Annotated in this window: 16 protein-coding genes; 7 read left to right on the top strand and 9 right to left on the bottom strand. The window is 72.9% G+C overall.

Annotated features, from left to right (window positions below):
- A partial coding sequence (locus tag HZS56_RS33180; RefSeq protein ID WP_253915298.1) for a hypothetical protein occupies positions 1-535 on the bottom strand: 535 nt, incomplete at its 3' end.
- A gap of 155 nt (positions 536-690) precedes the next feature.
- On the opposite strand from HZS56_RS33180, the gene HZS56_RS33175 reads away from it, so the two are divergent.
- The gene (locus HZS56_RS33175; protein WP_216724529.1) at positions 691-1,464 is read left to right on the top strand and encodes an IclR family transcriptional regulator; all 774 of its coding nucleotides are present in this window, start codon (positions 691-693) and stop codon (positions 1,462-1,464) included.
- Positions 1,461-2,363: an SMP-30/gluconolactonase/LRE family protein gene (locus tag HZS56_RS33170; protein ID WP_216724528.1), complete on the top strand. Its 903-nt coding sequence runs from the start codon at positions 1,461-1,463 to the stop codon at positions 2,361-2,363. The genes HZS56_RS33175 and HZS56_RS33170 overlap by 4 nt, the downstream gene beginning before the upstream one ends.
- A gap of 82 nt (positions 2,364-2,445) precedes the next feature.
- Here the strand turns inward: HZS56_RS33170 and HZS56_RS33165 are convergent, their stop codons facing one another.
- The 4 genes from HZS56_RS33165 to HZS56_RS33150 all read right to left on the bottom strand — a co-directional run bounded on the left by HZS56_RS33165 (position 2,446) and on the right by HZS56_RS33150 (position 7,168).
- Positions 2,446-3,855 carry an FAD-dependent monooxygenase gene (locus HZS56_RS33165; protein WP_216724527.1) on the bottom strand — a complete coding sequence of 470 codons (1,410 nt, stop codon included), beginning with the start codon at positions 3,853-3,855 and terminating at the stop codon, positions 2,446-2,448.
- The gene (locus HZS56_RS33160) at positions 3,845-5,149 is read right to left on the bottom strand and encodes a DUF6545 domain-containing protein (protein WP_308408218.1); all 1,305 of its coding nucleotides are present in this window, start codon (positions 5,147-5,149) and stop codon (positions 3,845-3,847) included. Before HZS56_RS33160 ends, HZS56_RS33165 begins: the two co-directional genes overlap by 11 nt.
- A gap of 139 nt (positions 5,150-5,288) precedes the next feature.
- Positions 5,289-6,563, bottom strand: a complete 1,275-nt coding sequence (locus tag HZS56_RS33155) for an MAB_1171c family putative transporter (protein ID WP_216724526.1) — start codon at positions 6,561-6,563, stop codon at positions 5,289-5,291.
- Positions 6,560-7,168 carry a toxin gene (locus HZS56_RS33150; protein ID WP_216724525.1) on the bottom strand — a complete coding sequence of 203 codons (609 nt, stop codon included), beginning with the start codon at positions 7,166-7,168 and terminating at the stop codon, positions 6,560-6,562. Before HZS56_RS33150 ends, HZS56_RS33155 begins: the two co-directional genes overlap by 4 nt.
- 348 nt (positions 7,169-7,516) lie before the next feature.
- Here HZS56_RS33150 and HZS56_RS33145 point away from each other — a divergent pair, with 348 nt between their 5' ends.
- The 4 genes from HZS56_RS33145 (at position 7,517) to arfA (ending at position 12,340) form a co-directional block, all read left to right on the top strand.
- Positions 7,517-8,875 carry an extracellular solute-binding protein gene (locus HZS56_RS33145; RefSeq protein ID WP_216724531.1) on the top strand — a complete coding sequence of 453 codons (1,359 nt, stop codon included), beginning with the start codon at positions 7,517-7,519 and terminating at the stop codon, positions 8,873-8,875.
- Entirely contained in the window at positions 8,872-9,813 is a 942-nt protein-coding gene (locus HZS56_RS33140) for a carbohydrate ABC transporter permease (protein WP_216724524.1), read from the top strand. Before HZS56_RS33145 ends, HZS56_RS33140 begins: the two co-directional genes overlap by 4 nt.
- Entirely contained in the window at positions 9,810-10,706 is an 897-nt protein-coding gene (locus HZS56_RS33135; RefSeq protein WP_216724523.1) for a carbohydrate ABC transporter permease, read from the top strand. The genes HZS56_RS33140 and HZS56_RS33135 overlap by 4 nt, the downstream gene beginning before the upstream one ends.
- A gap of 128 nt (positions 10,707-10,834) precedes the next feature.
- A complete protein-coding gene (arfA, locus tag HZS56_RS33130; protein WP_216724522.1) occupies positions 10,835-12,340 on the top strand; it encodes an arabinosylfuranosidase ArfA in 1,506 nt (501 codons plus the stop codon).
- Between the two features lie 11 nt (positions 12,341-12,351).
- Here the strand turns inward: arfA and HZS56_RS33125 are convergent, their stop codons facing one another.
- Positions 12,352-15,195, bottom strand: coding sequence for a beta-galactosidase (locus HZS56_RS33125; RefSeq protein WP_216724521.1), 2,844 nt, complete (start codon positions 15,193-15,195; stop codon positions 12,352-12,354).
- 96 nt (positions 15,196-15,291) lie between these two features.
- Here HZS56_RS33125 and HZS56_RS33120 point away from each other — a divergent pair, with 96 nt between their 5' ends.
- Positions 15,292-15,750 (top strand): RrF2 family transcriptional regulator, encoded by a 459-nt coding sequence (locus tag HZS56_RS33120; protein WP_216724520.1) that lies wholly within the window; start codon positions 15,292-15,294, stop codon positions 15,748-15,750.
- A 378-nt stretch (positions 15,751-16,128) separates the two neighbouring features.
- On the opposite strand, the gene HZS56_RS33115 is transcribed toward HZS56_RS33120, so the two are convergent.
- From HZS56_RS33115 to HZS56_RS33105, 3 genes are all read right to left on the bottom strand, one after another.
- Positions 16,129-17,691, bottom strand: a complete 1,563-nt coding sequence (locus tag HZS56_RS33115) for an alpha/beta hydrolase (protein ID WP_216724519.1) — start codon at positions 17,689-17,691, stop codon at positions 16,129-16,131.
- Between the two features lie 242 nt (positions 17,692-17,933).
- Positions 17,934-18,101 (bottom strand): hypothetical protein, encoded by a 168-nt coding sequence (locus HZS56_RS33110; RefSeq protein WP_216724518.1) that lies wholly within the window; start codon positions 18,099-18,101, stop codon positions 17,934-17,936.
- Positions 18,102-18,198: 97 nt separating this feature from the next.
- Positions 18,199-19,755, bottom strand: a complete 1,557-nt coding sequence (locus HZS56_RS33105) for a substrate-binding domain-containing protein (RefSeq protein WP_216724517.1) — start codon at positions 19,753-19,755, stop codon at positions 18,199-18,201.
- Positions 19,756-19,829 lie beyond the last annotated feature (74 nt).

Below are 19,829 nucleotides of genomic sequence, written 5' to 3'. Positions count from 1 at the left end.
CGCCCCCCGGGGGGGGGCGTTGTCGGGGGCGCCCCCGGGGGGGGGGGCCGGCGCCCTGGAGGGGGCGGGCGGGGGCGAAGGCGCGGGCCGCCTCGTCGACCGTGCACGACCAGGGCGTGAGGTCGTCCAGCGTGCGCAGTCCGGGCCCCCGCGCGCCGGGGGCGCGGACCAGCCACTCGGTGAACACCGCGCCCCGGTCCGCGACCAGCACCTCGAAGCGCAGGTCCGGCCAGAGGGGCAGCGCCCACTGCCGTGCCTCGCACGCGAGGTCGCCGACGCGGCGGGGCGCCGTGGACTCCGGCTCGCCGAGCACGGAACGGTACCGGGAGGCGGCCGATCGGGACCGGGGTGAGTGGAGCATCGCCTGCCAGCGCCGGTTGGCCTCGCGCATGTCCGCGGCCGACGCGCCCAGTTCGCGGCGGGCGTCCTCCACGCGGCCGGGGTTGTGGTCGGCCATGCGGCGCAGCAGCACGAGCTGGAAGTCGCGCGGGGTGAAGGGGCCGGCGGGCCGCTTTCCGGTGGGCATGGGAACCATCATCGGCGACCCGCTCGCCTCGGTGCGAGCGCATGCCCATTGCCCCGGCAAACACGATGTGAGTAGCCTGTGTTCGTGATGCCGACCGCTGGTTGAAATCTCGAACACTCGAACATCTCGAACGTTACCGCATCCACCTAGGGAGGGGGCTGGACATGGGACGCCTCGTGCCGGCCGTGACCCGGGCTCTCGACATTCTGGAGCTCTTCCTCGACGGGGACGGCACGCTCTCCGCCCCCGACATCGTGCGCCGGCTCCAGCTGCCGCGCACCACCGTGCACGAGCTGGTCACCACGCTCGCTGCCCGGAAGTACATCGTCCCCGTCCCCGAACAGCCCGGGCGGTACCGCCTCGGCGTGCGCCCGTACCAGCTCGGCGCCCGCTACGCCGAGCACCTCGACCTCGCCGCCGAGGGCCAGCAGGTCGCCCGGACCGTCGCCGAGACCTGCGACGAGACGGTGCACGTGGCGATCCTGGAGGACACGGACGTCATCTACATCGCCAAGGTCGACTCCACGCACGCGGTGCGCATGGTCTCCGCGGCCGGCCGCCGCCTGCCCGCCCACTGCACGTCCGTCGGCAAGATGCTGCTCGCCTCCCTGCCCGAGCCGGAGGTCGCCGCGCGCTTCCCCGACGGGACCGAGCTGAGCGCGATGACGCCGAACAGCATCACCGACCCGGCCGCCCTGCGCGGGGCCCTGGCCGCGATCCGCGAGCGCGGAACCGCCGTGGAGAGCCGCGAGTCCAACCCGGACGTCTCCTGCGTGGCGGCCCCGGTCCGCGACCGCGCCGGACGGGTCGTGGCCGCGCTGTCGATCTCCGTACCCATGATCCGCTGGAGCGAGGAGCGCCTGGGTGAGCTGGAGGAACTCGCCGTCAAGGGCGCCGGCGACCTCTCCGAGCGGCTCGGCCACCGGGGGGCGGCATGACCCGGACCGGAACGCGTCACGGCACCGGGTACGAGGTGGCCGTACCCGCACAGGCGACCCTCGGCGAGGGTCCCACCTGGGACCCGGCCACGCGGCGCCTGCTGTGGATCGACATCCTGGGCTCCCGCGTCCACACCTACGACCCGTCCGACGGCCGGCGCACCGTGCGCCGCACCGAGCAGCACGTGGGCGCCGTCAAGCCGCGCGCGGGCGGCGGCCTCGTCCTGAACCTGCGCGACGGCGTCGGCCTGCTCGACCCCGACGACACCTTCCGCTGGCTGCACCGCGAGCCGGTACCCGGCCGCCGCGCCAACGACGCGGCCGTCGCCCCCGACGGCAGCCTCTGGGCGGGCACCATGCGCTACGACGAGGCGCCCGGCGGCGGCACGCTCTCCCGGTACGCCGGTGACGGCACGGCCGAACTGCTCCTCGACGACGTGACGGTGAGCAACGGCACCGGCTGGAGCCCGGACGGCCGGCTGATGTACTACGTCGACACCCCGACCCGGCGCATCGACGTCTTCGACGTTCACGCGGACGGGGATACCGGGGCCGGGGAGTCCGGGGACGGCCGGATCACCGGGCGCCGCCCGCTGGCCCGGATCGAGGACGGCGCGGGCTTCCCCGACGGGCTCTGCGTCGACGCCGACGGCTGTGTCTGGGTCGCCCTGTGGGACGGCGGCGCGGTACGCCGCTACACCCCGGCCGGCGAACTGGACCGGGTGATCACCCTGCCCGTCCCACGCGTCACGGCCTGCGCCTTCGGCGGCCCGGACCTGACCGACCTGTACATCACCACGGCCCGGGTGGGCCTGACCGCCCCCCACCCGCTGGCGGGCTCCCTGCTGGTGGTGCCGGGCGCGGGGCAGGGGGTGGCGCAGCCGGCGTTCGCCGGGTGAGGCGGAGTGGGACGAGGCGGGGTGAGGTGGAGCGGGGCGGGGTCCGGCCGGTCGGGGCGGGGTCCGGCCGGGTGGACGGGGCTCACCCGCCCGTGCGGTCCAGCCCGTGCAGCACCTCGCGTTCGCCCGGGGTCAGCGGCGGCCCGGTCAGCAGCGGGAGCGGGGGACCGGCGAGGGCGGCCAGGACCGCCGAGGGGTGGAACATGCGGGCCGGGGACGTACGCATGCTGGTGACGTCCCAGATCGCCGAGGCCGCCGCGTACGAGCCCGTCGACGCCCTCGTCATGCGCCGCGTGTACGCGGTCACCGCACGGTCGGCGAGGTTCGGCCGCCCGCCGCGCGTGCCGGGGTAGAGGACGTCCTGGCCGACCGCCATGGACCAGGCCGCGTCCACCGGGCGCGCCGCGCCCCGCAGCACCCGCCGGGCCAGACCCGGCGCACCGGTCCCGCCGGTCCGCTCCAGCTCCCGGCCGAGGACCCGGGCGCCGAACGCGGCCACCGACATGCCCTGTCCGTAGGCCGGGTTGAAGGTGCCGAGCGCGTCGCCGAGGACCACCAGGCCCTCCGGCCAGTCGGGGGCCTTCTCCAGGTAGTGCCGCACATTGCTGGTGGACCGGCTCAGGTGCACGTCGGTGAGCGGTTCGGCGCCGGAGACCAGCCGGCCCACGATCGGGTCCGGCAGGGCGAGCATGTACCGCAGGAAGCCCTCGGCATCGGCCGGCGGCTCACCGCCCCGCGTGCCGCCGCAGCTCACCAGCCAGCGGTCACCCTCGACCGGCATCACCATGGCGCTCCGGCCCGGCCGGGACACGTACGGATTGGACTGCACGATCGTCAGCGGGAACCGTTCGGCCCCGGCCGGAACCCGGTACAGGCGCGAGGCGTTGACCAGCCCCGAGTCCACCGTCCGGGTCCTGTTGCGCACACCGGAGAGCCCCAGCCCGTCCAGCCAGCCGACGATCCGCGTACCGCGTCCGCTCGCGTCGACGACCAGGTCGGCGTCGAGGACCTCCTCCCCGCCGGGCCCCGACACCCGCACGCCCCGCACCCGCCCCGCGGACCCCGTCAGACCGGTCACTGCGGCCCTGCGGATCTCGACCGGCGTGTGTTCGAGCACCGCGGCCCGTACCGTCCAGTCCACCAGCGCCCGGGTGCAGGTGAGCATGACCGGCCCCTCGCGCCGCCACCGGCGCAGCCAGCCCTCGGGGGTGAGGGCCAGCATGCCCGAGCTGAGGGATATCTCGTGGGCCCCGGCCGCGAGCAGCCGCTTGCGCAGGCCCACGCCCGGCACGATCTCCTCCATCGCGCTCAGCCCACCGGTCATCAGCAGATGCGCGTGCCGCCCCTGCGGCAGCCCCCGGCGCTGCCGCGGCCCGTCGGGCAGCTCGTCGCGGTCCAGTACGACGACCTCCTCCACGCCCGCGCCCGACAGCACGGCCGCGGCCAGCATGCCGGCCAGTCCGGCACCGACGACGACAGCTCTATGCGACATGGGGCTCCTCGGGTTCGGTTTCGGTGGGTTCCGTCACGGCCCCGGTTCCGGGCATGGCGTCGGGCGGCGCGGACTGCTGCGGGGCGGGCGGCTGTGGTGCGGACTGCTGTGGTGCGGACTGCTGTGGTGCGGACGGCTGGGCGCCGCCGGGCGCGGCGGGTCGGTCCGGCGGGCGGTGCAGGGCCTGCGCCAGCTCCACCAGACCACTGGGCCCCGACACCTCGGTGGCGTGCAGCCGGTAGGTGGCGGCGGCCTCCGGCGGCTCCTCGCGGGCGGCGGCCCGGCGCGCCGCGTCGGTGAGCATCGCCGCCTCCGCCGCCAGCCGGGCCTCGTGCTGCGAGCTGCCCGCGCTCAGGGCGCGGTCCCGCACCCGCGTGCGGAGCCGGTGGTCGAAGTACGGCGCCAGGGTGAGCAGGGCGTCGTGGATGGCGACCTCGCGCCACTGGAGCCGGGCGCGGGGAAGCTGCCACCAAGTGGCGGGCGGCTTGGGAGCGGTGGACACCGACCGCACCAGCGACCACAGCGGGGCCAGCCGCCGGTAGTCGTCCAGACCCCGCCGGTGGGCGAGCGCGGGCGGCAGCAGCCGGGGCAGCGCGAACCCCGCCGAACACAGCAGTGCCGCCAGCGAGGCCATCGGCGGGGCCACCGTGGTGGACAGGAAGTCGAGGTCGTGACCGGCCCAACGGGCCACCACGGCCGTGTACTTGGTGAGCGAGAACCCCACCACGTCCAGCAGCGAGCCCAGCAGAATCAGGTGCAGTCCGGTCTGCAGCAGCCCGCCCACCTCGCGGCCCCACTTGACGCAGACCACGCACATCACCAGCATCGCCGTGCTGTGCCCGAGCAGGTACAGCAGGATCATCTCCCGCATGAACGGCGTACCCGCGTAGTACGTGTCGAGGTCGGTCAGCCGCTCGGTGTCCGCGTCGGCGAGCAGGAACAGCACGACGATGGCGACCACGAGCAGACCGTAGGCGGCCATGCTGCGCAGCACCATGCGCCGCACCACCGGCCGCGGCCCGCCCCGCCAGTTGATGAGCAGCACCAGGACGGCACAGCTGTACGCGGAGAGCATCCCGTACGTGAGCGGCGCCCCGAAGTTGGTGACGCCGGTGAGGGCGTTGACGGTGCGGAGGGTGACCGGGGCGGCGCACACCAGGACCAGGGAGCCCAGGACGATCGCCACGCAGGTCGACAGGGTCAGGGGGTTGCGCATGGCGGTGCGCGGGCGGCGGAAGAGCAGAACGGAGGTCATGCCGAAGACCAGCGCCGCCAGATACACGACGAGACTCACGCCGGACCACTCCTCTCGTACGTGACTTCCGCGTACGTGACTTCCGCGTACGGGACTTCCGCGTACGGCCCTCCCGCGCACGGCCCTCCCACATGGCGGCGCCCGCACACCCCGCGCCCGCCCGGACACCCCGCGCCCGTCACACGGTCCCCGTTCCTGCCGTGCCGCCCGGGACGGCGGAGGCGGTCGGTACCGGTTCGGGTACGGGGGCGGTCAGTGCGTCGGCGATCCGCGCGAGGGCGGCGGTGTCCGGCGAGGGGCCGAGGGCGGCCGGGTCCGGCCACGGACCGGAGGGCTGTCCCGCGGCGCCGTCCGGCGGTTGGGCACGCCCCGGGCGCGCCGTGGGCCCCGTCGCCCGCCCTGCGGGCCCCCGCCCCGCGGGCCCCCGCAGCTCCGCCTCGTGCCGCAGCGCGTCGGTGATGACCGCGGCCCAGGCCCGGGCCCCGGCCAGTTCGGGGTCTTCCGTCGCCGCCAGGACGTCCGCGCGGGTCCGCTCGTACAGGTCCCGGTCGTAGTACGCGTCGAGGTGGCTGAGCGCGTTGTGGATGCTGGTCCTGCGCCACATCAGGAGGGTGGCGGGGGAGGCGAACCGCGGGCGCGGCAGCCGCAGTGCCCGGCGGACGAGCAGGTCGTCCAGTGACCGTTCCAGCGGCTCCAGGCGGGCGTACTCCCGTCCCGCCCGCCGCCGTTCGGCCACCCGCGGCGCCAGCAGCGGCACGAGTACCCCCACGACCGTCAGCAGGGCGCCGGCGCCCGCCAGCGCCGGGGACACGGCCGTGCCGAGCACCGGCCAGTCGTGCCCGGACCAGCAGGCGCCCACCGCGACGAGCTTGGCGACGCTGTAACCGGCGCCGCACAGCGCGCCGGTCCCGAGCAGCAGCAGGCCCGCCCGGAGCCCGCCGCGCACCTGCCGGGCCCAGTGCAGCGCGGACACCGTGGTGACGGTCACCGCGGTCAGGTGCGCCACCAGGTACAGCACGATCATCTCGGCGAGGTACGGGGTTCTCGCGTAGTAGGTGTCGAAGTCGGTGAGGCGCTCCGCCGGCGCCTCACCGAGGGCGAAGGTCACCGTGATGCCGAGGAGGACGACCGTGTAGGCGAGCTTCCACCGGCGGGCGGTGCGGTCCACCCGCCTCCCGCCGCGCAGGTGGACGACGAGGACCTGGGAGGCGGCGCAGTAACCGGTGATCGCCGCGTAGGTGAGCGGGGCGGCGAGGTTGGAGACACCGCTCAGCCCGTTGACGGCGCCCACCGTCGGCGGGGCGCCGAGCAGGAAGCAGAGCCCGGCCAGCGCCAGCACCGCGCAGATGGCCCGCAGGTACGGATCGTGCCGGTGGCGCAGCAGGTCGGGGGCCTTCGCCGCGAGACCGAGCCACAGCACGCCGCAGCTCAGGTAGTTGATCAGGCTGTTCACCGGGTCGTCCCGCGGTAGTTGAGCGCGGCCCCGATGCGGCCGGCCAGGTCCGGGGGATCCTCCCCGTCACCGCTCCCGGCCGCGAACACCGAGTCGGCGGAGGCGTCCAGCCAGGGGCGCAGCCGGCTGCCCATCAGCATCCCGAAGCGGTCCGCCTCCTGCTCCTCGGCCAGCGAGAAGTCGGTCCGCGCGGCCACCGGCCGGGCACCGGACCCCGCCTCAGCCCCCGCCCTCGCCGTACCGGCCCTCGTCCTCGCCGTACCGGCCCTCGTCCTCGCCGTACCGGCCCCCGTCCCGGTTCCGGACTCGGCCTCCGCCCTGCGCCGGTTCATGTGCCACACCTCGTGGCAGAGGATCACGATCTGGTGCCACACGGCCGCGCGTTCGTCGACCACCACGTCGTCGTGGTCCTCGCGCTCCAGCCACAGGCCGCTCGCGGTGTGCGGCGGGAACGCCGCCCGGTGCACGAGCACCTCACGCCCCCGCCACGCGCTCACGGAGGCGACGAGCGCCTCGAACAGCACCTCGGGATCGGCCGGTACGGGCACTCGGACGGGTTCGATCAGGGCGTCGGCGAGACGACGCATCTCCTTCCTGGTACCCACCGCTCTCTCCTCGTCCCCCCGGTCGGCGCCCGGTCACCAGAGCAATATGTCAAGACAGGCGCCGCCCCGGCCAGTTTGCGCGGCACCGCCTGGCGAAAAAGTCCCGCACCCGGGAGAAGTCCTGCACGGGTTCCTGCCCGAACCATTGACGGGCAAGCGCTTTCCACCTACGTTTCCCGTTCGAAGTTACGAGCGCCATTCGGTATCCCGAACGACATGTCGAACGTCAAACATCGCGAGTGTGTGTGAGTCCATGCCGCAGGTGGTGTGAGTCCACGCCGCGAGCGATGCGAACCGGTGTCGTCCGACACCGGCACCCACGGGCAGATCGAGCAGATGGGGCAGGGAATGGAACGACCCGGCCTGGATCGCAGGCACTTCCTGGCCGCCGCGGGCGGTCTGACGGTCGCGGGCAGCTTCGGCTTCGCGGCGCTCGGCACCGGCGCGGACGCGCTCGCCTCCGGCGCGGACACCCGGGTGCGCTACTGGAACCTCTTCAGCGGCGGCGACGGCTACAACATGATCGCGATGCTGGACTCCTTCCGCAGGGACAACCCGGGCATCGACGTGAAGGACTCCACCCTCCAGTGGGGCAGCCCCTTCTACACCAAGCTCGCCATGGCGGCCGCCGGCAACCGCGCGCCCGACCTCGGCGTCATGCACCTCGGCCGGGTCACCGGCTTCTCGCCCGGCCGCCTCCTCGACCCCTGGGATCCCGCCCTGCTCGCCGAGTACGGCGTGAAGGAGGCGGACTTCAACCCCGAGCTGTGGAAGCGCGCCGTCGTCGACGGCAAGCTGTACGCCCTCCCCCTCGACATCCACGTCCAGCTCTGCTTCTACCGCAAGGACGTGCTGAGGAAGGCGGGCCTGCTCGGCGAGGACGGCAGGATCGTGCCGGTCACCTCCACCGGCGAGTGGTTCGACGTGCTCAAGGAGGCCAGAAAGGCCACCGCCAGAGGGCTGCAGACCATCGGCCTGTGGCACAACGACCAGAACTTCCAGTGGTGGTTCTTCGTCGCCTTCTACACCCAGCTCGGCGGCGCCTGGTTCGACGACACCGGGAGCGAGGTCGTCTTCGACACCGACAAGGCCGTCCAGGTCCTGGAGTTCCTGCGGCAGCACATCACCGACGGCTACGCCGACCCCGGTTTCGGCGGCACCGCGGGCGCCGAACAGTTCGTCAACGGCGCCCCGTTCGCCTGGGAGGGCAACTGGTCCGTGCCGACCTTCGACGCCGCGGAGGTCGACTACGGCGCCACCCCGCTGCCGCCCGTCTTCGGCAGGCGGGCCACCCACGCCGAGTCCCACTCCTTCGTCCTGCCGCACCAGGCCGACCGCGGCGGCCCCGCCAACGAGGGCGCCCACCGGCTCGCCGCCTACGTCGTCCAGCACGCCCGGCAGTGGGCGGCCGGCGGCCACATCCCCGCCCACACGCCGACCCTGTCCACCGCCGCGTACCGGAGGCTGCAACCGCAGAACGAGTACGTGTCCGCCATGGACCACCAGGCCACCGAGCCCAAGGTGTGGTTCGCCGGGTCCACCGGCATCCTCGCGCAGCGGGTCGGCCCCATCGTCGTCTCCTCCACGACCGGCTCCGCGAAACCCGAGGCCGCCGCCCGCCGGATGAGGAGCACGCTCGCCGAACTCCTCGCCATGAAGAACCCCATGGACGGCCGCACCGCCGCACAGGGAGGTGCCGGCGCATGACCGCCACCGGTGCCGAGACGATCGTCCGCCCGGCGCGGGCGAGGACCGCCGCCGACCGTGCCCCCGCCCGGCGGGGGCAGGGCCTCCAGCACGGCGGCTGGTTCGTCGCCCCGTTCCTCGCGCTCTTCGCGCTCTTCGTGATCTGGCCGCTGCTGCGCGGCCTCTACCTCAGCTTCACCGACGCCAACATCTCCGGCGACGACGCGCGCTTCGTCGGCCTCGACAACTACCGCGAGGCCCTGAAGGACCCCCTGATGTGGGACGCGCTCGGCCACAGCGCGTACTTCACCCTGCTCGTCGTCCCCTGCATCACCGTCCTCGCCCTCCTCCTGGCGCTCCTCGCCCACCACATCGAGCGCGGCAAGTGGCTGTGGCGGCTCTGCTTCTTCCTGCCCTTCCTGCTGCCGTCCACCGTCGCCGCCAACCTGTGGCAGTGGCTGTTCAATCCCGGCACCGGCATGGTCAACCACGTCTTCGGCCTCGACACACCGTGGCTGACCGACAAGGCGTACGCCATGCTCGCCGTCGTCATCACCACCCTGTGGTGGACCGTCGGCTTCAGCTTCCTGCTCTACCTCGCCGCGCTCCAGGGCATTCCCGCCCACCTCTACGAGGCCGCCAAGCTGGACGGGGCCAACGCCTGGCACCGCACCGTCCGCATCACCCTGCCGATGCTGCGCAACATCACCGGCCTCGTCGTGGCCCTGCAGATCCTCGCCTCGCTCCAGGTCTTCGACCAGGCCGTGGTCATGCAGGACTTCGGCCCCGGACCGGAGGACTCGACCCGCACCTTCGTGCAGTACACGCTCGAACAGGGCTTCACCAGCTACCGCGTGGGCTACGCCTCCGCGATCTCCATCATCTTCTTCGTGCTCATCGCGGCCGTCGCCCTCGCCCGGATGTGGCTGCTGCGCAACCGTGAGGAGAGCGGCCGATGACCACCGCCACGGCACAGGCGCCCCGGACCGGGCCCCGCCGGACCAGGCCCCGCCGGACCAGGCCCCGCAGGCCCTGGACACCGGGCCAGATCGTGCTCACCCTGCTCGGCACCGCCGTCTCAGCCGTCTTCCTCTCGCCGCTCGCCTGGGCCCTGTTCACCTCGCTCAAGTCGGAGACCGAGGCGGTCGAGGTACCCACCCACTGGCTGCCGCACGACTGGACCGGCCAGGCCTGGACGGCCCTGTTCGAGACCGGCAACATCACCAACTGGTTCGTCAACTCCCTGGTGGTGTCGGTCTGCGTCACGACGGTCGTGCTGCTGGTCGCCGCGCTCGCCGGATACGGCTTCGCCCGCACCGAGTTCCGCGGCAAGGGCGTCCTGATGGGCGTGGTGATGACGGGCCTCATGGTCTCCCCGGCCGTCCTCGGCGTCCCGCTGTTCACGACCGTCCAGCAGATGGGGATGGTCGACACCTACTGGGGCATGATCCTGCCCCAGTGCGCGCCCGCCGCGATGGTCTACATCCTCTACAAGTTCTTCCAGGGCGTCCCGCGCGAACTGGAGGAGGCCGCGTTCATCGACGGGGCCGGCCGCTGGCGCGTCTTCTTCACCGTCATCGTGCCGCTCTCGCGCCCCTCCCTCGCGGCGGTCGGCATCTTCACCTTCATCAGTTCCTGGAACAACTTCCTGTGGCCCTACATGGTCACCAACAACCCCGACCTGATGACCATGCCGAACGGCATCGCGACCGTCATGAACTCCTACGGCATCCAGTGGGCGCAGCTCATGGCCGGCGGCCTGATGGCCGGCCTGCCGCTGATCGTCGTCTTCGTCTTCTTCCAGCGCCAGATCGTGGCGGGCGTGGCCCACACGGGCCTCGCCGGCCAGTAGGGCCCACCCGGCCCCCCGCCGTCGTACGGAAAGTCGTACAGAGAACCGTCGTTCCCCACCGTCGTACGGAAAGTCGTACAGCAAGCCGTACACCGAGCCGTACGGAAACCCGCCGTCGAAAGGAACAGATGCGCACCGCCCGCTTCACCCTCGACCCCGCCTTCACCGTCGGCGCCGTCAACCCGCGACTCTTCGGATCCTTCGTCGAACACCTCGGCCGGTGCGTCTACACCGGCATCTTCGAACCCGGCCACCCCACCGCGGACGCCGAGGGCCTGCGCCAGGACGTCCTGGGCCTGGTCGGGGAACTCGGCGTCACCGCCGTCCGCTACCCCGGCGGCAACTTCGTCTCCGGCTACAAGTGGGAGGACTCGGTCGGCCCGGCCGAGGACCGCCCCCGCCGCCTCGACCTCGCCTGGCGCTCCACCGAGACCAACCGCTTCGGCCTCTCCGAGTACATCGCCTTCCTCAGGAAGCTCGGCCCCCGGGCCGAGCCCATGATGGCCGTCAACCTCGGCACCCGAGGCGTCGCCGAGGCCCTGGAACTCCAGGAGTACGCCAACCACCCCGCCGGCACCGCCCTGTCCGACCTGCGGGCCGAGCACGGTGACAAGGACCCCTTCGGCATCCGGCTGTGGTGCCTCGGCAACGAGATGGACGGCCCCTGGCAGACCGGGCACAAGACCGCCCGCGAGTACGGCCGCCTGGCCGCCGAGACCGCCCGCGCGATGCGCCAGATCGACCCGGACGTCGAACTCGTCGCCTGCGGGTCGTCCAGCCAGGCGATGGAGACCTTCGCCGCGTGGGAGGCGACGGTCCTCGAGGAGACGTACGACCTCGTCGACCACATCTCCCTGCACGCCTACTACGAACCCCACGACGGCGACGTCGACTCCTTCCTCGCCTCCGCCGTCGACATGGAGTCCTTCATCGAGAACGTCGTCGCCACCTGCGACCACGTCGGCGCCCGCCTCAAGTCGAAGAAGCGGATCAACCTCTCCTTCGACGAGTGGAACGTCTGGTACATGGCCAAGACCCAGGCCGAGGTGAGCGCCCTCGACTGGCCCGAGGCGCCCCGCCTCCTGGAGGACAACTACAGCGTCCTGGACGCGGTCGTCTTCGGCTCGCTCCTCATCGCCCTGCTGCGGCACGCCGACCGCGTCACCGTCGCCTGCCTCGCCCAGCTCGTCAACGTCATCGCCCCGATCATGACCGAGCCGGGCGGCCCCGCCTGGCGCCAGACGACCTTCTTCCCCTTCGCCCAGGCGTCGAGGTACGGCCGCGGCGAAGTCCTCGACGTCCGGGTGGACTCGCCCACGTACGAGACGGAGAAGTACGGCGAGGCCGACCTGCTGCACGCCACCGCCGTCCGCGCCGAGGACGGCACCGTCACCGTCTTCGCCGTCAACCGCTCCCGCACCGGGGCCCTCCCGCTGGACGTCGCCCTCAGCGGCCTGCACCTCACCGAGGTCGTCGAGCACAGCGCCCTCGCGGACGCCGACCCCGACGCCCGCAACACCCTCGCCGAACCCGAGCGGGTCGTGCCGCACCCGGTGGACGGCACGGCCCTGGGCGAGGGCCGGCTGACCGCTGTCCTGGAGCCGCTGTCCTGGAACGTGATCCGGCTGCGCTGAGGCCCGCCGGGTCAGGTGCGGCGTGCGCCGGGGGAGGGCACGGGCTTCACCGGCACTCCTCCGGCCGCGCTGCCCAGCAGCTCCAGGCGGACCGTGCCGGGCCCCGGCACGGTGTCGCCGCCGGACAGCACCGCGAGGGCCAGGGTGTTGGCGGCGGCACGGGTGTGCAGGATGCCGTTCGGCAGCACGAAGGTGTGCGGCGACCCGGTGCCGCCGACGCACTCGCCCATGTTCCAGCCGTTCAGGAACACCTGGACCCGGCGGTCGCCGTCCGCGGAGCCGTCCAGGACCAGCCCCACCGAGGCGTCCACCTCCGGCGGCACGTCCAGCCGGAACGTGGTCCGGTACCAGGCCACGCCCTGACGCGGCTCCTCGTGCGCGGCCGACGCGGGGGACACGGCCTCCCAGCCGGCGTCGTCGTGGCCGGGCAGGTGCCAGCCGTGCCGCTCCCCGTACAGCCCGCCGCCGTTGAGCGGCCCGCGCACGGGGTCGGGAGCGCCCGCTCCCATGATCCGCCAGACGACGTCCGGCGACGCGCCCTCGAAACGGGCCGACACCAGCCCGCGGGCCGACCGGTAGGAGTCCTGGGCGTGCTGGGTGCGCCGGACGAGGACGGACAGGACGGCGGGCGGGGCGTCGTCGCCCGCGTGCCGGTCGCGCAGCGCCGCCCGCAGGGCCGCGGGCAGCCGGAAGTCCGCGGCCCCCGTCCAGGTGCCGTCCCCCGTCTCTGCTTCCTCCGCCTCCTTCGCCTTCTCTGCCTCCTCCGCGTTCTCCGCCTCCTTCGCCTTCTCTGCCCTCTCCGCCTTCTCCACCTCGTCGCCGTCCACCCGGTGGGTGCCCAGCGGCTCCCCGTCCAGCCAGGCCATCAACATCCCGTGGGCGCCCGTGCGGTAGCTCAGGGAGAGGGACTCCAGGCCCGCGGCGCCGGTGAGCCGGGCGCGGTACCAGACGTCGCCGTAGTGGAAGCCGTAGTCGTCGGCGAAGAGCACCGGCTGCCCCTCCGGCACCGGCGTCGTGCTGTGCGAGGTGCTCCGGTCGGCGACCGGCCACCCCTCGTCGCCGTACCCGGGCCGGGACTCGAAGTTCTCCGCCCGCCGCCGCCAGCCGTCCAGCGCGGGCAGCACCAGCTCCGGCACGCCCGGCAGCGGCCACACCGTCATCAGGCTCAGGGCACGCCCGAAGCCCGACTGCACCGGCTCGCCGTTCCAGGTGACGTCGGTGATGCCGCGCGGCGTCCACACCTCCAGCTCCCGCTCGTCGACCGTGTCACCGGTCAGCCGGATCGTGGCGCCGTCCAGCGCGACCTCCCGCAGCAGCTCGGGACCCCGTACCAGGACCCGGCCCGACGGGGTCTCGTACGGCCACAGCCGCAGGGACGCCGCGTCGTCGGCGAACAGCAGCAGCATGGTGCGGTCGGTGTCGGCGCTGCGCACCCGCAGTCGGGTCAGCCGGTCCTCGGCGAGCGGCACGGTCACGCGCAGCAGGCCGTCCTCGAAGACCCAGGCCGCCTCCTCGTCGAGCCGGGTCGGCCAGGGCTCGTCCGGGCAGTCGACGACCAGGTGAGCCTGCTCGCCGGCCCGCCCCACGAACGCCGTGATGTCCAGCCCCCCGACGCTCAGGGACAGCATGGGCTGCACGGTGGCGTACGCGAGCTTCCGGCCGGAGCCCAGGTTCAGCCCGGTGGCGAGCAGCTTGGCGTCCCGGGCGGGGACGGTGACCTCCACGTCGGCCCCGCCCATAGGCAGCGTCGAGGTGACGTCGGCGGCGGAGTCGTTGCGCAGGACGTAGGCGTGGGTGCCGGTGTCCGGGTTGCTCAGGTGCCGTACGTTCAGGCGCCGGTCCGCGGCCCGGACCACGTCCGCCTCCTCGAGGCGGGCGAAGTCCGGGACGTGGCGCAGGAGGTGCCCGAGCTGGTGGAGCGGCGCGAGGGCGGCGGTGGGCCGGCGCGCCTCGTCGATCGGCGCGGTGGGGTCGTACGCCGGGGCCGGCGCCGAGGGCGCGGGAAGCCAGCCCCAGGAGGTGCCGCCGAACGCCATGCGCACGTTGTGCAGCGTGATGCCCTGCGCGACGTTCCCGAAATGGGCCCGCCGCGCCTCGGCGGCGTCCCGGGCCCCGGCCACCTCCCCCCAGGCGAGCGGGGTGTCGGCGTGCAGCAGCGGTACGTCGACGCCGTCGGCCCGCATCCGCTCGTGCAGGCGGGTCAGCCCGGACCGCTCGGCGGGGTCGAGCCGGTACAGCAGGACCGTGCCGGTGCCGCGGGTGAACTGGTGCCGGGCGGCGATCCCGTTCACCCGGCGCAGCCACGCGTCGGCGTGGCGCAGATACTCCGGGTCGGTCGTCCCGGCCCGGCCGCCGGTGGCCGTGAGCCAGCCGGGCAGGCCTCCGGCGTCCACGTCGGCGCCGATACGGGGACCGGGGTGGAGCACGACGTACAGACCGCACTCGGCGGCCGTGCGCAGGAACAGGTCGAGGTCGCGGACGCCGGTGAAGTCGTACCGGCCGGGAGCGGGCGAGTGCTCGTTCCAGGCGAGACGGACGCTGACCGCGTTGTGGCCGTACGCCCGCAGCTTCTGCAGCACGTCCCGCCACAGCGACGGGCTCGGCAGCCGGAAGGGGTGCAGCTCACCGGCCCACAGCGCCAGCCGTCTGCCGTCCACCAGCAGCGAGTACCGGTCCAGGGCGACGTGGTGCCGTCTCCCGTCGGCCTCGGGCGGACCGGGCGGCGGCCCGGTGGGCACGGGACCGGAAACGCCGGGCAGCGCCGCACTGCTCACGCTGCCGCCGAGCGCGAGACCGAGGACGGTGGTGCCCGCGAGGGCGCTGAACGCTCGTCTGCCGAGCCTGTTGAGCTCCAAGGGAGCCTCTCCTGGTTGCCTGTACTCCGGGTCCTGCCGCGTACGCGGGACCGTCTGTGCCGGGTCATTGTTCCAGCGGACGCCACAATGGTGCGCATGAGGATCTCGGCGCGTGCGGACTACGCGGTACGGGCGGTACTGGAACTGGCCGTCAGGCAGCAGGACTGCCCGGTCAGGGCGGAGGACGTCGCCGCGGCCCAGGACATTCCGCACAAGTTTCTGGAGGGGATCCTCGCGGACCTCAGGCGGGCCGGCGTCGTCGGGAGCCGGCGCGGCGGGGGCGGCGGGTACCGGCTGGCGCGGGACGCCTCGGCCATCACGGTCGCGGACGTCATCCGCGCGGTGGACGGCCCGATCGTCTCCGTACGCGGCGAGCGCCCGACGAGCCTGGTCTACACGGGCACGGCGGGACCCCTGCTCCCGCTCTGGGTGGCGCTGCGCGCCAACGTGCGCCGGATCCTGGAGGGCGTGACCGTCGCCGACCTCGCGGCGGACGCCCTGCCGGCCCCGGTGCGCGACCTGGCGGCGGAACCGGCCGCGTGGGAGAACCCGTAGCGCACCGTCAGGGGCGGGGGAGGTGGAGAACGAGGCGGCCTGCCCGGTCTCGACGCGGTGCTCCTGCCCGGCCGCCGCGTCCACGGAAGGATCGTGGTCAGCCTCTGAACAAGAGCCTCACAGAACGCCGTTGAGGCCGACGTCCGGAATCGGGCCCCGTAATGCCGGGACCCGAGTCACGGAGCACATGAGCACATGAGCACATGAGGACGTGAGGACGTCATGAATCCGGCGGGCCGGCTCGTCGACGACGCCGGGCGCCGGCTCGACCAGCAGCTTCCCGTCACGGCCGGCTGAGTCGGTGAAGTTTCGGAGCGTGTTCGAAAGGTGTCGTGCCGGTGGGGGGCGGCGGCATCGTCCGACCGCCGCGGAACCGGATCATTCGAGGGCGCAACGGGCGTCCGCGGGCGGGGAGGCGAGATGCACGAGGTAGTCGGCGACGGCGTCGTCGACGCACGCGTTGCCGGCGATCAGGGCGGCGCCGTGCTGCTCGCCCTCGACGGTGAGCAGGCTGCCTTCCAGCGCCTCGGCCAGGTGGGTGCCTTCCTCGTACGGGGCCACGGGGTCGCCGGTGACCGCGACGGTCAACGTGTCGGGCAGGCCCTCGATGTCCGTTGCGTAGGGGTAGCCCAGGGTCGGCTCCACGGGCCACGCCTCACACATGTTGCGGGTGTCGCCCAGCGGCCGGCCGGTGTCGAGGAACGGGGCGACTTCGATCATCGTGCGCCTGAGCTTCGACTCCTGTTCCGGGGTGTGCCGTTCCTCGTCCAGGCAGTTGATGACCTCGGTGGCTTCGAGGGCATTGCTGTAGGTGCCGTCGGCGTACCGCTGGTAGTAGGCGTCGTGCAGTCCGATCAGGGCGTCGCCGCGTCCGTCCTGCACCTCGCGGATGCCCTTGATGACCCTGGGCCAGCTCACCTCCGAGTACAGCCCGGCGACGACCCCGTCGATCGCGTCGGAGAAGCTGAGGACTCGCCCGTTCCCGGCCGGGACCGGTTCGTCGATCAGGGGCTGGACGATCTCCTGGAACCGCTCGGTCACCGTCTCGGGGTCGGAACCGAGCGGGCAGTCCGGCATTTCCGTGCATGAAGCGCCCATCAGTTCGAACGAGCGCTGCACGCCGGCGTACTGCTGCTCACGCCGCTCCATGGTGCCCGCGTAGGGGTCCATCGGCCCGTCGAGTACGAGCGCGCGGACGTTCTCGGGGAACATCTCGGCGTATACCGCTCCCAGCCGCGTGCCGTAACTCGCGCCGAAGTAGCTCAGCTTGTCGTCGCCCAGCACCGCCCGCAGCACGTCCATGTCACGCGCGGCGTCCCGGGTGCCCACGTGGGAGAGGAACTCCTTACTCCCGGTGCGCTCGGCGCACTGCTGCATCCACTGCCGCGTCTCCTCCTCCGTCCAGCTCGCGACGTTGGTCGTCTTCTCCGACATCTCGTCGTTCTCGCGTTCGTCGTCGGTGTAGCAGTCCAGCGTGGGAGTGGACGCGCCGACGCCGCGCGGGTCGATGCCGATCAGGTCGAACTTCTCCAGGATCGGGCTGTCGGGCGCCGTCGCAGCGATCAGTGGGGCGAAGCTCATGCCCGCGTATCCCGGGCCGCCCGGATTGGTCATCAACGCCCCGACCGGCTTCCCGCCCTTCGCCGGCACCCGCAGCAGCGCGATCGACACCGTCTCGCCACCCGGGTCCTCATAGTCCATCGGCGCCTCCATGCGGGCGCACTCGAACTGCTCGTTCGCGAACAGCTCCGCGTCGGTCTCGTTGCTCGCATAGGGCTCGCACGGCTCGAAGGTCAGCTCCTGCTCGTAGAAACGCCGCAGCTCCTCCGGGGGCTTCTGCGACGACTCCTCCGTGCTCGATGGCGTGCAGGCACCGAGCATCCCCACCAACAGCAGCGTCACCAACGCTGCTGTTCGACGGACGCGGGCATGGGTACGCATGCTTCTCCTTGGACGGCGGGTGCGGGAGAACGGCCTCTCCCGCGCCCGGGGGGACGTAGAAATCCATAATCCGCAGGTGTCGGGTCCGGGACGAGTGACGTCCGTAACCAGTACGAGTGACGGATGTAATGGGGGAGCGATGACAGCGCGCACGACTCGGCGTCTGAATCGGCACGCCTGATACAGGGCTTGCACACTCGTAGTGGCCACCCGCCCCGTCCTCACCCGGCCCAGGGAGTTCGTCAGCGGCCCGTCGCGGTGGCCGGCGCCTCGAACGCGAACGTCACCGGGCACGCGCAGGCGAAGAACCCCGGGGCGCCGCGCCGACCGTAGGTCAGGATGCCGTGCACGGGCAGGAAGAAGAGCAGACCGGCCATCTCCGGCATCATCGGCAGGGCCGGGTCCGTCACGGGCAAGGGGCGCGAGCCCCGGCTGGCGCAGCCCGATCGCCGCGGACATCCCCGCGATCCCGAGCCCCGGCACCAGCGGCTGACAAGGGGTCGGCCGTCAGGACGTGCTCGGGCGGCACAGCAGGGGTTTGTCCAGTTCGGAGCAGGGGCGGTGGCCCTCGGCGCGGATGATGTCCTTGCCGACCTCGTCGGCGAGGTAGCGCAGGAAGCCCGCGGCGATCGAGTCGGCCGGCGGTTCACCGTAGGTGTAGGCGATCTCCGTCTGCCAGTACGGGTACGCCCCCTGGTCGGCGCCCTCCAGGGTGGCCGGGTAGCCGTCGATACGGATCTGCCGGACGTCGTCGTGGGCGGCGGCCGCGCCGACCTCGCTGTGCCCGAGGGCGCCCGGGGTCGAGGCCACGGTGTCGAGCAGGGTCCCGGTGCCGCTCACCTCGCAGCGGCCCGGTCGGTTCCGGTCCAGGCCCGCGCAGTCGGCCGTGGTGACCGCCGGGAGGGCGCGGCCGTCGAGGACCTGCTGTTCGAGCGTGGTCCGGGTGCCCGAGCCGGGGTTGCGGCTGACCAGGTGGATGGGGACGTCGTTGCCCTTGACCTGGTTCCAGTTGGTGATGGTCCCCGCGTAGATGTCCCGTACCTGCTTCAGGGACAAGTCCTCGACGCCCGCGTCCTTGTGGACCACCAGGGTGAACAGGGACAGCGCGACCGGTCTGGGCAGCAGCCTCGGGCGGCCGTCGGACTTCGCGCCGTCGCTGAACGTCAGTCGGCTGCCCAGGCCCCGGCCGTCCGGGAGCCGGGCGTCCGCTCCCGCGGCGGCGAGGGTGTCGAGGCCGTCGACGCTGCCCTTGAACGAGGTGGCGGTCAGCGGGATACGGGCGTCGGGGCAGGTTCGTTCGTAGCGTTCCGCGGCCTCCCGCAGGACCGGCGCGAAGGCCGTCGAGCCCGACAGGTGCAGGGTCCCGGTGGCGCAGTCCAGGGGCGGCGCGGTCTCGTCGTTCCCGGAGAGGGTGAACGCCGACTGGGTGGCGCTCACCAGGATGAGCGAGGCGAGCAGCCAGCGGACCTGCCGCGAGGCGAACGGGTAGTACGCGGTCTTCTTGATGTTCCCGCCGCGCACCCCGCCGACGACCCCCGCGGTGACCTCCGGCTCCGGGAACTCCGGTTCACCGAAGCCCTCTTCACGGTCCAGGACGGCCAGGACCTTGTAGTGCGCCCTGCGGTTGAGGATCACCTTGGGCAGCTTGATGACCCTGCCCGTGGTCTCGAAGCCCTCGGCCCCCGGCACGAAGAAGGTGGGCGGCACCTGGGGGCTGCGTTCGGTGACGGCCATGCCGACCACGCGGCGGCCCGGGAAGGCGATGCGGATGCCCACGGGGTCGTTGGCGGGGGCGACGTAGTCGGCGGCGACGAGCGGGCGCCAGCCGGCGTTCTCGATGCGCAGCAGCACGACCGAGGGGTCGTGCAGGTTCGTGCCGTCCCACTGCATGCGCTGGAGCACCGTGGTGTCGGGTCCCGAGGCGGCCGAGTCCCGGATCGTGGTGTCCAACTGGACGCGGTAGCCGAGCCGTTTTCGGCCCGCCAGCACGAACTCCCACAGGGCGGCCGCGACCGGCACGGCCAGACCCAGGACGGCGGCCAGTGACCCCCAGGACACACTCACGTCCGGCTCCCCCTCAGGACGGTGACACGGGAGGCCATGGTGGAGGGGGAGCCGGACGTGAGTGTGTCCTGGGG

The sequence above is a fragment of the Streptomyces mayonensis genome, from assembly GCF_018982965.1.
GTDB lineage: Bacteria > Actinomycetota > Actinomycetes > Streptomycetales > Streptomycetaceae > Streptomyces > Streptomyces mayonensis.
Note: the sequence above shows the minus strand (reverse complement) of the source record. Positions and strands in the feature narration are given on the sequence as shown.